Genomic DNA, 13257 nt, shown 5'->3' on the forward strand with positions numbered 1-13257 from the left:
GGCCCTGCGCCCGAGCGGAGCGGATCCTGATCGCACACTTCACGTAAGGAAGACCCCGTGGCACAAGAAGTGCTCACTGACCTCAAGAAGGTCCGCAACATCGGCATCATGGCCCACATTGATGCCGGCAAGACGACGACGACCGAGCGCATCCTGTTCTACACGGGCGTCAACCACAAGATCGGCGAGACCCACGACGGTGGCGCGACCACCGACTGGATGGAGCAGGAGCAGGAGCGTGGCATCACGATCACCTCTGCTGCTGTGACGTGCTTCTGGAACGGCACGCAGATCAACATCATCGACACCCCGGGTCACGTGGACTTCACGGTCGAGGTGGAGCGTTCGCTCCGCGTCCTCGACGGTGCTGTCGCTGTGTTCGACGGCAAGGAGGGCGTCGAGCCCCAGTCCGAGACCGTGTGGCGTCAGGCGGACAAGTACGACGTCCCCCGCATCTGCTTCGTCAACAAGATGGACAAGCTGGGTGCCGACTTCTACTTCACCGTCGACACGATCATCAACCGCCTGAAGGCCAAGCCGCTCGTGCTGCAGCTGCCGATCGGTTCCGAGAGCGAGTTCGTCGGTGTCGTCGACCTGATCAACATGCGCGCTCTGGTGTGGCCCGGCGACTCCAAGGGTGATGTCACCATGGGCGCCAAGTACGAGATCCAGGATGTCCCGGCGGACCTCCTGGAGAAGGCCAACGAGTACCGCACCCTCATCCTCGAGACCGTTGCTGAGACCAGCGACGAGCTCATGGAGAAGTACTTCGGTGGCGAAGAGCTCACCGTCGAGGAGATCAAGGCCGGCATCCGCCAGCTGACGATCGCCGGCGAGCTGTACCCGGTGCTGTGTGGCTCCGCCTTCAAGAATCGTGGTGTGCAGCCGATGCTGGACGCCGTCGTCGACTTCCTCCCGTCCCCGCTGGACGTGCCTGCCGTCGAGGCGCACGACCCGAAGGATGAAGAGGTCGTCATCGAGCGCAGGCCGTCGAAGGATGACCCGTTCGCGGCGCTGGCCTTCAAGATCGCCGTGCACCCCTTCTTCGGTCGTCTCACCTACGTGCGCGTCTACTCGGGTCACCTCGACTCGGGTGCCCAGGTCATCAACTCGACCAAGGGCAAGAAGGAGCGCATCGGCAAGATCTTCCAGATGCACGCCAACAAGGAGATGCCGGTCGACTCGATGACCGCCGGTCACATCTACGCCGTCATCGGCCTCAAGGACACCACCACTGGTGACACCCTGAGCGACCCGCAGTCGCAGGTCGTGCTCGAGTCGATGACCTTCCCGGAGCCGGTGATCGAGGTCGCCATCGAGCCCAAGACCAAGGCCGACCAGGAGAAGCTGGGTACCGCTATCCAGAAGCTCGCTGAAGAGGACCCGACGTTCCGCGTCGAGCAGATCCAGGAGACCGGCCAGACCCTCATTAAGGGAATGGGCGAGCTGCACCTGGACATCCTCGTGGACCGCATGAAGCGCGAGTTCAAGGTCGAGGCCAACGTCGGCAAGCCGCAGGTGGCCTACCGTGAGACGATCCGCAAGATCGTCGAGAAGCACGACTACACGCACAAGAAGCAGACCGGTGGTTCGGGTCAGTTCGCGAAGATCCAGTTCAACATCGAGCCGCTGGAGGTCGAGGGCGACAAGACGTACGAGTTCGTCAACGCCGTCACCGGTGGTCGTATCCCGCGCGAGTACATCGAGCCCACCAACCAGGGCTTCCAGGATGCGATGAACGTCGGTGTCCTCGCCGGATACCCGATGGTGGGCGTCAAGGCCACCCTCACCGACGGTGCTTCGCACGATGTCGACTCGTCTGAGATGGCGTTCAAGATCGCCGGATCGATGGGCTTCAAGGAGGCCGCTCGCCGCGCGAACCCGGTCATCCTCGAGCCGATCATGGCTGTTGAAGTCCGTACTCCGGAGGAGTACATGGGTGACGTCATCGGTGACCTGAACTCGCGTCGTGGCCAGATCCAGTCGATGGAGGACGCCCAGGGCGTCAAGGTCATCCGCGCACAGGTTCCGCTCTCGGAGATGTTCGGCTACATCGGTGACCTGCGCTCGAAGACCTCGGGTCGCGCGGTCTACTCGATGGAGTTCAACTCCTACGCTGAGGTTCCCAAGGCTGTTGCCGAGGAGATCGTCCAGAAGGCAAAGGGCGAGTAATCGCCTGGTCGGGGGTGGCGTGACGCCACCCCCGACGCCTGCTGGTTTATAACTTCACAGACTCGGAGACGCTGTCTCCACTACACTGAAATCAACCCCTGTATCGAGCCGGTCGCAATCCAGTGCCCGGAATCGCTACACGAATGTCCTGAGGAGGACCTAGTGGCTAAGGCCAAGTTCGAGCGGACCAAGCCGCACGTCAACATCGGTACGATCGGTCACGTCGACCACGGCAAGACCACGCTGTCTGCCGCGATCTCGAAGGTGCTCGCTGACAAGTTCCCGTCGGACACGAACGTTCAGCGCGACTTCGCGTCGATCGACTCGGCTCCGGAAGAGCGTCAGCGCGGTATCACGATCAACATCTCGCACATCGAGTACGAGACCCCGAAGCGCCACTACGCGCACGTTGACGCCCCGGGTCACGCTGACTACGTCAAGAACATGATCACCGGTGCTGCTCAGATGGACGGCGCGATCCTCGTGGTCGCCGCCACCGACGGCCCGATGGCTCAGACCCGTGAGCACGTTCTGCTCGCCAAGCAGGTCGGCGTTCCGTACCTGCTCGTCGCGCTGAACAAGTCTGACGCGGTTGACGACGAGGAGATCCTGGAGCTCGTCGAGCTCGAGGTTCGCGAGCTGCTCTCATCGCAGGGCTTCGACGGCGACAACGCTCCGGTTGTTCGCGTCTCCGCTCTGAAGGCCCTGGAGGGCGACGAGAAGTGGACCGAGGCCATCCTCGAGCTCATGCAGGCCGTCGACGACTCCGTGCCGGACCCCGAGCGTGACCGTGACAAGCCGTTCCTCATGCCTGTTGAGGACGTCTTCACCATCACCGGTCGTGGAACGGTCGTCACGGGTCGCGCCGAGCGTGGCACCCTGAAGATCAACTCCGAGGTCGAGATCGTCGGCATCCGCCCGACGCAGAAGACCACGGTCACGGGTATCGAGATGTTCCACAAGCAGCTCGACGAGGCGTGGGCCGGCGAGAACTGTGGTCTGCTGCTGCGTGGCACCAAGCGCGACGATGTCGAGCGTGGCCAGGTTGTCGTGGCGCCGGGTTCCGTTACCCCGCACACCGACTTCGAGGGCACCGCGTACATCCTGTCGAAGGACGAGGGTGGCCGCCACAACCCGTTCTTCACGAACTACCGCCCGCAGTTCTACTTCCGTACCACCGACGTCACCGGCGTCATCTCGCTGCCCGAGGGCACCGAGATGGTCATGCCCGGCGACACCACCGACATGACGGTCGCGCTGATCCAGCCGATCGCCATGGAGGAGGGCCTCGGCTTCGCCATCCGTGAGGGTGGCCGTACGGTCGGTGCCGGTACCGTCACCAAGATCATCAAGTAATTTCGATTACTGAGTTCTGACGAAACCCCCCTGGGAAACCAGGGGGGTTTCGTTTTTCTGTTGCGCCATGATGGCCATCAGCCTCGCGCAACGAGACCCGACGTTGCAATGCGGTCTGGTTTCGCCAGCAAATTTCCGCATCAGCCTGACGCAAGTTCTTCGCTGACGCGTACACCCAAGTTCGCTGTAATTCCGGGACAGTTCCCCGAGGATGTGCAAATATCTGTATCGTGGCGAGCAAGTTCTGAGAGTGGGGAGATCAAGTTTCGTGAGTAGCCTGTACCGTCTGCCCGCGCTCGAGTTCGGATCCGATCTCATGGCCACCTTGTTCGAGATCGAGCGCCTTCGTGCCGACATCGGAACCGGGAACACGCCATCGCAGATCAAGGAGGAGCTGCACTTCCTCTTTGATGTCGTGATGAGCGTGGTTTCGGCGCGTATCGAGGGCAATCACACGACCGTGTATCAGGCGCTTGACGGTGCCATTCCGGAGGAGTCCCCGTCGCAAGCTGAGCAACTCCACGAGATCGCGAACATCGCCGAGGCCACGCGGTTCCTTGACAGTCGCGATCCTCGGGAGCCACTCACGCACGCTTTGCTCCGTGACCTCCACGCGCAGGTCGTGGACGGTTTGTCGCGAGAAGGCGATCCAACACCCGGTGCCTACCGCGAGGTGGACGTCGCCATCGCCGGGTCCGCACATCAGCCGCCGACATGGGTGACTTTGCACGCGGAGATGGCCGAGCTGCTGCGGTTCGCGAACCTGGAGCGGCCGCCTCACGAACAGATGATGCAGATCGCGCTCGCGCACCACAGATTCGTATGGGTGCACCCGTTCCGCAACGGAAACGGTCGTGTCTCGCGTCTCTTCACGTACGCGATGCTTCGCCGTACCATCTTTGCCACGCGTGGTTTCAGTGCGTTGAATCCCGCTGCCGTGTTCGGCAACGACCGCTCGGCGTACATCTCGGCGCTGGAGGCGGCGGATTCCCTGAGCGACGATGGAACGAAGGTCTGGCTCTCGTTCTTCGCGACCGGCATCCGAGACGATCTGGCGCGGCTCGTGCTGCTGCAGGATCACGCCTACGTGGCCGACAAACTGGTGCTGCCGGCATTGGACAGTCTGCTGCGTGACGGACTGATCTCCCTTGCCATGCGTGAGGTACTTGCTGTGGTGTTGCAGCGCGGCACCGTGAAGGCCGGTGATCTTGCGGGCGTGCTTCCGGGTGATGCTTCACAGCGCTCCCGTGCTATTCGTGAGCTGATTGATCGGCGGTTGTTGCGCCGCACTCAGGAAGGCACGCGGTTCTATCAGCTCCTGCTCTCCCGCGGCCCGCTTGCTCCACGACTCATCCGACGTCTCGATGAACTGGGCCACCTGCCGCGTATGTTGGCCGATGACTGATCCATTCCGCCGGCGGTGTTACTTCACCTCGTGAATTAAGGCTGAGCCAGGGCGGCGGAGATCTGATCGCCGAACCAGCCGGTCAGGGTGCGGGCGAAGGCGCGGGAGATGTGATGGGCGTCGGAGAACACGATCGTGCCGCCGACGACGATGTGGCAGCGGTCGTCCTGACACAGCAGCGTTGACGGATCGATGATCGCCGCGCCCGCCTCGAAGGCCGCGGTCTGCGCCCAATCGATGTGAGGGGTGGGTGACCAGGCGCAGGCGTCGTCCCGCCACTCGCGCTCGACGCAACTCGGCGCGCTCTCCATGGTGTCGGGCGCTCCCCACTCGTGTTCGGTGCCGGGGAGATCGGCGATGAAGATCACCGACTTCCCCGCAGCCTGCAGTCGCTCCATCACCTCATGGGCGTTCTCGGTGCTGTCGGGCTGGAGCTCGTAGCGTCCGGCGACGATGACGGTGTCGATGCTGGTGTCGGAGATCACCTGGTCGAGCACGTCCACCGTCCAGCGATCGCACGCTTCCGCCTGCGAGACCGTCGCATCCTGGGCTGCGACGCCGACGGGTGCGAGCGGCGTGCACGATCCGCGGGTTCGCACCAGCACACTCCAGTCGTGAGCGCGGGCGGCGAGTGCCAGTGGCAGCGCGTACTGGTCGGCGTGGGAGTCGCCGATGAAAGCCAGACGTTCGGAGGCATCCTCGGCCGCTACTCCCAGCTCGCAACTCATCTCGGAGCGGTCGGCGATGGTGGCCCAGTCGCAGTCCTCGCCGTCGCCGGCACGCAGCCCGAAGCCGCCGGACTGGGTGAGGGTGGGATTCACGGTGTCGGTAAGCGCATAGGGATCGTCGCACTCGTTGAGCAGCGCGTACGCTCCGAAGCAGCTCGTCGTGTCGCGCTCCAGCTCCGCGATCGTGGCCGCGGCTGCCTCGTCCTCGACGCGCAGGGTCCCCAAAGGTGTCAGCGCCAGCGCGATCACGGCAGCCATTGCGACGGCGGCTCCGGCGTAGGTGGGGACTCGACGTGCCAGCAGTCCCGGTGCCCGCCGCACCGGCCGTTCGATCCACTGCATGGTCGCCCACGCCAGTGCCACGGTGAGCGCACCGGCGACGAGCGCGAGGAGAGGATCGAGCGGCCGGCCGATCGCCGCGGCCGCGAGCACGATGATCGGCCAGTGCCAGTGCCAGTGCCAGAGATAGAGCGAGTAGCTCGCATCCCCGACGAACTGCACGGCCGCAGGGTGGGACAGCCGCTGCGGGGCGAGGGCCTGATCGTCGTCTCCCAGCCACAACAGGAGGGCAGTGGCGACCACAGGGATCAGGGCGATCGCCCCCGGGAACGGCGTATCTTCGGCGAAGAACACGCCACACGCGAGGACGGCACCGAGAGATATCCACGACGAGCGGAGTCGGATGCGGGGGTCGAGCCGGTCGCTGAGGGCGGGCAGGAGCGCAACCAATGCCCCTGCCGCGAACTCCCACGCACGCGTGGTGGTCACGAAGTACGCCGGTGCGGGGGAGAGGGCCGTCTGCACGACCGACGCGGTCAGGGAAGCGACGAAGACCACGCCGATGGCCGCGACGAGCGCCGTGCGGCGGGGGCGTCCGAGGAAGCGCACGCCGAGCAGAACCGCAGCCGTCAGCAGCAGCGGCCACACGATGTAGAACTGCTCCTCCACCGAGAGCGACCAGTAGTGCTGGGCGACCGACGCGGGTGCATCGCTGGAGAGGTAGTCGACGGAGGACGCGGCCAGCACCCAGTTCAGCACGTAGCCGGCCGCCGCGGCGATCTCGATGATGTTCTGGGGCAGGAGCGTCCGGGGGATCAGCAGTAGCGCGCCGATCGTCGACACGACCATGACGACGAGAGCGGCTGGGAGCAGCCGGCGTATCCGCCGGGCCCAGAATTCCCCCAGCCGGATGCGTCCGTGTCGTTCGAGCTCGCGGTCGAGATGTCCCGTGATGAGGTAGCCAGAGATGACGAAGAAGACGTCGACGCCGATGTAGCCACCGGTCAGCGCGCCGGGGAAGAGATGGAAGATCACTACCAGTCCCACGGCGAGCGCCCGGAGACCCTGTATGTCTCGACGTTGCCGCATCCGTTTCACGCTAGCCGGGCCCGCTCCGCTTCGGGAGGGGGTTGCATCTGGTCTCAGGATGGTCCATGAATTCGCTCGGGCGGTGTGGAGGTGGTGCACGTAGCATGGGCATCCCGACCCGAGGAGGCACCGTGTCCGATGCAGTGACCGAGTTGCTCGATCGCGGTACCGTGCGCGATGTGGTGCAGCGACCGCCTCGCAGCCACCTGCGTGCCGCGATCGCGATTGTGCTGCTCCTGGCGTGCCTCGGCGTAGTGCTGCTCGCAACGACGTCACCCACGCCGCTGGATCAGGGCTACGAGAGTTCGATCGACAAGTTCCTCGCCGTGCTGCACCGCAACGGAGTGCCGGACTGGTTCGACTACCGCGAGCTGGAGTTCACCGCCAACGTGGCGATGTTCGTGCCGCTCGGCCTGCTCCTCGGCCTCGCGCTCGGTCGGGTGATGTGGCTCGGGATCCTGCTGCTGCCGGCGCTCTCGGCCGGTATCGAATGGTTCCAGGCGACGTTCCTGTCCGCTCGGATCGCCACGCTGCAGGACGTGGTGGCCAACTCCATCGGTGGCTGGATTGGTCTGCTGTGCGCGGCGATCATCGTGGGAATGGTTCACGCGCGAGACCGCAAGGTGATCAACCGTGCGCTGTGGGATGCGCGGTACGGCCCCCGGCGCTGAGCGGCGCGCACGATTCCCGCGGTGAGGGATGCGTACGGCGCCCGGCGCTGAGGGCGACGCGCAGTGGACCGGTGCGCGGCGCGCGGGTAGCCTACATATGCTGCCAACCCGGGTCGGCGCGCACGGAGGTCGCGCTCGGGCGGCGCGGAAGCAGGGGGAGCGATACGTGTCTGATCACGTCCGAGCGACGGCTGACGCCGCTGGCGCGCCTCCGGCGAGTCGACTCCGTGTCGTCAGCGCCGTGGTGCTGCTGGCGGCCTGGATCGCCGTGATCCTCATCCTCACGCTGCGTCCTGCCCCCGTGACTGAGGGCAACATGGGCGGAATCGATCGTGTGCTCTCGGTGGCGCACGATGCGGGCGTTCCGGATGCGTTCAACTATCACGCGCTCGAGTTCACCGCGAACATCGTGATGTTCGTCCCCTTCGGCTTCCTCCTGGCCCTCGTGCTGCCCTCGCGCTTACGCTGGCTCGTCCTGCTGGCGGTGCCGACGTTCTCCGGTGCGTTGGAGCTCTCGCAGAGTCTGTTCCTCGAGAAGCGGTCCGGGAACATCGGCGACGTGCTCTCGAACACCCTCGGAGGATGGCTGGGTCTCGCGCTCGCGGTGGTCCTGGTGGCGCTGATTCACGCCCGCGACAAGCGCGTCGTGTCGCGGGCGTTCTGGTTCGCGGACCGCGGCTGAGCTTTCGCAGCTGAACTGTCGCAACCCTACCGTCGCGGCCGAACCGTCGCGGCCGAGTCGTCGCGGCCGAATCGTCGCGGCCGAATCGTCGCAGCCGAACCGTTCGGTCAGTGCGCGGTCTTGCCGGGGTCGACCACGGCCTTGAACGTGCGGAACAGGATCTGCAGATCCTGTGCAAAGGACCAGTTCTCCACGTAGTAGAGGTCAAAGCGGATCGAGTCCTCGACTGACAGCTTCGACCGACCGCTCACCTGCCACAGGCCGCTCATCCCGGGCTTGACCAGCAGGCGTCGTTCCACGCCATCCGCGTAGAGGGCGACCTCGGAGGCAACCTGGGGTCGGGGTCCCACGAGGCTCATGTTGCCGCGGAGGACGTTGAACAGCTGCGGCAGCTCGTCGATGGAGTGGCGGCGGATGAACTTGCCCACCTTGGTGATGCGAGGATCATCGGCGACCTTGAAGAAGGGCTTGCCGGCGGTTCCCTGCTGGTCAAGGAGTCCGGGAAGCTGCGCATCGGCACCGGGGACCATCGAGCGGAACTTGAGCACACGGAAGATCTTGCCGTGGCGTCCGACCCGCTCCTGCGCGAAGATGACGGGGCCGGGACCCTCCATCCGGATAACGGCCGCGGTGATCAGCATCGGCACGATCGCGAAGGCGAGCATGAGGCTGCCGGCGACGATGTCGAAGGCCCGCTTCACCACCCGGCGATAGCCCTCAAGCCGAGGGAAATCGACGTGGACAAGCGGGAGGCCGGCGACCGGGCGGGCGTGGATGCGCGGGCCGGCGACGTCGGTGAGTGCGGGTGCCACGACCCAGTTCACGTCGCGGTCGGCCATCGCCCAGCCGAGCCTGCGCATCGCGTTCGGGTCGAGCTCGTCGCTTCCACCCACGATCAGCGTGTCGGCGCCCGTGGCATCGATGGCGGTGACGGTGTCCTTGAGGGCGCCGAGCACGGGCACATCGCCGATCTTCGACGGCGTTCCGTCCGGGGTGATCGCGCCGACGATCACATACCCGCTGATCCTCGCTCGGTGGATCTGACGGGCGATGTGCTGGATCTTCGCCTTCTCGCCGAGCAGCACGGCGCGGAAGACGAAGGTGCCCTTCCACTGACGCTTGCGCAGCCACTGGCGCCACAGCCAGCGGCTCACGAGGAGTGCGAGCAGCCCGGCGGGCAGCACGACGGCGAAGAGCGCGCGCGTGACGTCGATGCGCAGGAAGAATGCGAACGAGATCACCACGGCGAACACGAAGACCGTGGCGCTGATGATGCGGCGGTATTCGACAACACCATCGCCCACGATGTGCCGGTCGCGCGTCTCGAACGCCTCCAGGCACACCACCCAGAGCACGCCGATGATGACGAGCGGAACCGCATAGGACACCTGGGGTCCGCCCGGCCAGGCCAGCGTGCTATTGCGGAGCCAGAACAGGCCGAACCCCGCGAGCAGGACCGTGATGACGAGCACATCGGTGAGGAGAAGCCGCCGGGCGTAGCGCATGGCCCATTTCGTCGCGCGTCGTCGTCCCAGCGGGCGCGCTGCTGTCGCGGCGACGGCGTTCGCGGCTTCGGAGTCCTCGGTCACGACTGCCCCAGCCGGCATGAGCGAAGCTCCCGCAGCGGCATGCGTTGCCGAGTGCGGGTGTTGGTCGCGGCGGACGTCATCGGGGCTCGTCGTCAGTCGCGACCGTAGATGTCGCGGGTGTAGACCTTGTCGGCGACGTCGTCGAGCACCTCGCTGGAGCGGTTGGCCACGATGACGTCGGCGCGCTTCTTGAACTCCTCCAGGTCCGCGACCACCTCGGAGTGGAAGAACTCGGAATCCTCGAGCGTCGGTTCATAGACGATGACCTCCACGCCCTTCGCCTTGATCCGCTTCATGATGCCCTGGATCGACGAGGTGCGGAAGTTGTCGGATCCGGCCTTCATCACGAGTCGGTAGACGCCGACGGTGCGCGGTCCGCGAGATAGAATGTCGTCCGACACGAAGTCCTTGCGCGTGCGGTTGGCGTCGACGATGGCCGTGATGAGGTTCTGCGGCACTTCGGAGTAGTTCGCCAGCAGCTGCTTCGTGTCTTTGGGGAGGCAGTAGCCGCCGTAGCCGAAGGACGGGTTGTTGTAGTGCGATCCGATGCGGGGGTCGAGTCCGACGCCCTCGATGATCTCGGGGCTGGAGAGGCCGTGCACGGCGGCGTAGGTGTCCAGCTCGTTGAAGTACGCCACACGCAGTGCGAGGTACGTGTTGGCGAAGAGCTTGATGGCTTCCGCCTCCGTGGCACCGGTGAGGAGCACCGGCACGTTGTCGTCGATCGCACCCTCGACCAGCAGGTCTGCGAAGCGACGACCGACCGGTCCGCGGTCTCCGACCACGATGCGCGACGGGTGCAGGTTGTCGTAGAGCGCGCGGCCCTCCCGCAGGAATTCCGGGGAGAAGATGATCGTGGCGCCGGGGTGCTCGGTCGTCATGCGCTCGGTGAAGCCGACGGGAATCGTCGACTTGATGATGATCGCGGCGTCGGGGTTGATGGAGAGCACCAGGTCGATCACCGACTCGACCGATGACGTGTCGAAGAACTTGGTGTCCTCGTCGTAGTTGGTAGGCGTCGCCACGATGACGAACTCTGCGTCGTGATAGGCAACCGTGGCATCGAGCGTGGCGGCGAGGTTGAGCTCGCGGGTGGCGAGGTATTCGGTGAGCTCGGCATCGACGATGGGGGAGATCCGCTGGTTCAGCAGATCCACCTTGTGCTCGTTGACGTCGACGGCGATGACCTCATGGTGCTGTGCGAGGACGACGGCGTTTGAGAGTCCGACGTAACCCGTGCCGGCGATCGCAATCTTCATAGCTTCCAGAATAGACGCGCCCGGGTACAGTTCCTGCTTCTGGACGGCCGATATCTCTCGCGCTTCGGTGTGTGACGGTGTCGAGCGCCGTAGGGCGGGGTGGCGTCGAGGATGTGCGTCGAGGATGTGCGTCGAGGATGTGCGTTGAGAATGTGCGTCGAGACGGGAAGGTGACGAGAACCACGCTTCGAGGCAGGACGGTGTCGAGCCGCGTCTGGCGGCGACAATGAGGCGATGCTGATCACGTTGAGACCGCGAACCTGTGCTCTCACCAGGGAGGTACGCCGTCACCGCCATCGTCGCTGTCCCCGGCCTGGGTGGTGTTGACGTCACGGGTGGGGGTGAAGCTGACGGTGTGGGGCGGCGGTGGGTTTTGGGTGTGTTTGTACCCGGCCGGGGTGTGGAAGATGACGGTGCCGTCATTGTCGGGGTGGGGAGTGAGCTTCCAGTCGGCGCTGGTCTTCAACGTGTGATGCCGGCGACAGAGCGGGGCGAGGTTACTGATGTCAGTCTTTCCTCCGTTGGCCCAGTCGTGGTTGTGGTCGATGTCGGTGTAGCGGATCGGGACGCGGCATCCGGGGTGTCGGCAGTGTTGGTCTCGGTGGGTGAGGAAGCGTTTCATCTCCGCGGTGGGGCGGTATCGGTCGGTGGCGAGGATGGCGCCGGTGATGGGGTGGGTGAGGATTCGGTCTAGTCCGGGCTGACCGCCGGCCAGGACGCGGGCGGTGTCTGCGTCGATGGGGGTGATGCCGTCCAGTTCGGTGCCGGTGTCGTCTTGTCCGAGGAGGGTGAGGACGGGGATGGTGACGGCGATGGTGGCGTGGATGGATCCGATGGCGGTGTCGACGCTGGTGGGGGTGGTGGTGAGGAGTAGGTCGGCGAGGAGGTCGGCACGGATCTGATCCACCGTCCGGACATCGCGAAATTCTGAAGCGTCAGCGTCAACGTCAGCGTCAGCGTCAACGTCAATGCCAACGTCAGATTCAGAATCAGCGCTGGCGCCCGTGTCCACGCCGGATTCGAGGCTGGCGCCCGCGTCCGTGGAGATCAAGACATCTCCGCCGGGGCACATACGGGCACCAGGGCCAAAGCCTGCACCCGCACCCGTGCCGGTGTGCCTGGCCGTCTTGTTGCTGGCGCGGAGGGCGTGGGCCATCCGATCCAACCGGTCCTTCACCCCATGCGCGAGCACGGAGGGGAGCAGGGCGTGCAGGGTGGCCATGCCGTCCAGGTCGTCGGTGACCCAGACGGTGCGGGCGCGGCTGGCCTCGCGATGGCGTTCCGTGATGCTCATATCGCGTACCTCTTCCGCGATACCGCCCAGCATGCGCCGCAACCGGTTCGGGGACTCCACCCGTGCCAACGGCAGCGCTCGCGCCACGAACTCCTCCCGAGCCGGGCCCGCCTCTACCGGCAGCCCATGCTCCAGAATCACCTGGACATGTGATGACGTGATCTCTCCGTGAGACAGCGCTTCGTGCACGGCGGGGAAGCTGTCGACAAGCTGAAGCGCGTCGGACATCTGCCGTTGAATCGTTCGGTCGCTGACGCGCACCGCGGCACCCACCTCCGCCGCGAGCGAGCGCAACATGAGGTCTGCATCCGACGAGCGCCCGGATGCACCTGACAGTGTCACGAGATCGGCGAACAGCACCGCCTCCAGTGCGTCCGTCGCCGCGCGCGATCGGGACAGCGCTACCAGAGCATCGACATAGGCCCGCACGACCGCGACATCCACATCTCCGTATGCGCCGTCGCGGGCAATATGGGAAGGTGCCTCTCGGGTCTCAGCTACGAATGTCATGACTCAAGGATGCCGCATGAATAGAACAAAAATACGAATCTGCCGTGATTGTGGATAACTCAGCGGGACGTTCATCGCCTCGCTGTTCCGGCCGCCACCCGCGCTCGTCTTCTCGCCCACGCCGGCGGAGCCGGGGCGACAGCAGCACAACTCCGGCGGCGGCGAGCGACAATGACGAACGTCTGCACGCGGGTGCTGCCTGGGGCGCGGTGAACGGATGCAC

Annotated in this window: 9 protein-coding genes; 5 read left to right on the forward strand and 4 right to left on the reverse strand. The window is 65.2% G+C overall.

The annotated features are described in order from the left end of the window. Positions 1 to 57: 57 nt before the first annotated feature. The 3 genes from fusA (at position 58) to ACI3KU_RS03605 (ending at position 4933) form a co-directional block, all read left to right on the forward strand. Positions 58 to 2172, forward strand: a complete 2115-nt coding sequence (fusA, locus tag ACI3KU_RS03595; RefSeq protein WP_404920921.1) for an elongation factor G — start codon at positions 58 to 60, stop codon at positions 2170 to 2172. A 162-nt stretch (positions 2173 to 2334) separates the two neighbouring features. After that, positions 2335 to 3528, forward strand: a complete 1194-nt coding sequence (gene tuf, locus ACI3KU_RS03600; protein WP_404920922.1) for an elongation factor Tu — start codon at positions 2335 to 2337, stop codon at positions 3526 to 3528. Positions 3529 to 3796: 268 nt separating this feature from the next. Further along, on the forward strand, positions 3797 to 4933 hold the full coding sequence (locus tag ACI3KU_RS03605) for a Fic family protein (protein ID WP_404920923.1): 1137 nt from the start codon (positions 3797 to 3799) through the stop codon (positions 4931 to 4933). 35 nt (positions 4934 to 4968) lie between these two features. Here the strand turns inward: ACI3KU_RS03605 and ACI3KU_RS03610 are convergent, their stop codons facing one another. Continuing rightward, positions 4969 to 7029 (reverse strand): acyltransferase family protein, encoded by a 2061-nt coding sequence (locus tag ACI3KU_RS03610; RefSeq protein WP_404920924.1) that lies wholly within the window; start codon positions 7027 to 7029, stop codon positions 4969 to 4971. A 131-nt stretch (positions 7030 to 7160) separates the two neighbouring features. On the opposite strand from ACI3KU_RS03610, the gene ACI3KU_RS03615 reads away from it, so the two are divergent. Continuing rightward, the gene (locus tag ACI3KU_RS03615) at positions 7161 to 7700 is read left to right on the forward strand and encodes a VanZ family protein (RefSeq protein ID WP_404920925.1); all 540 of its coding nucleotides are present in this window, start codon (positions 7161 to 7163) and stop codon (positions 7698 to 7700) included. A gap of 166 nt (positions 7701 to 7866) precedes the next feature. Beyond that, positions 7867 to 8382, forward strand: coding sequence for a VanZ family protein (locus ACI3KU_RS03620; RefSeq protein WP_404920926.1), 516 nt, complete (start codon positions 7867 to 7869; stop codon positions 8380 to 8382). A gap of 107 nt (positions 8383 to 8489) precedes the next feature. On the opposite strand, the gene ACI3KU_RS03625 is transcribed toward ACI3KU_RS03620, so the two are convergent. The 3 genes from ACI3KU_RS03625 to ACI3KU_RS03635 all read right to left on the reverse strand — a co-directional run bounded on the left by ACI3KU_RS03625 (position 8490) and on the right by ACI3KU_RS03635 (position 13034). Then, entirely contained in the window at positions 8490 to 9971 is a 1482-nt protein-coding gene (locus ACI3KU_RS03625; protein WP_404920927.1) for a sugar transferase, read from the reverse strand. A gap of 92 nt (positions 9972 to 10063) precedes the next feature. Continuing rightward, on the reverse strand, positions 10064 to 11230 hold the full coding sequence (locus tag ACI3KU_RS03630; protein ID WP_404920928.1) for a nucleotide sugar dehydrogenase: 1167 nt from the start codon (positions 11228 to 11230) through the stop codon (positions 10064 to 10066). A 268-nt stretch (positions 11231 to 11498) separates the two neighbouring features. Beyond that, positions 11499 to 13034: a DUF222 domain-containing protein gene (locus ACI3KU_RS03635; RefSeq protein ID WP_404920929.1), complete on the reverse strand. Its 1536-nt coding sequence runs from the start codon at positions 13032 to 13034 to the stop codon at positions 11499 to 11501. Between the last annotated feature and the right edge of the window lie 223 nt (positions 13035 to 13257).

This window comes from Microbacterium sp. ZW T5_56, assembly GCF_044987425.1.
In the GTDB taxonomy this organism is placed as follows: Bacteria; Actinomycetota; Actinomycetes; order Actinomycetales; family Microbacteriaceae; genus Microbacterium.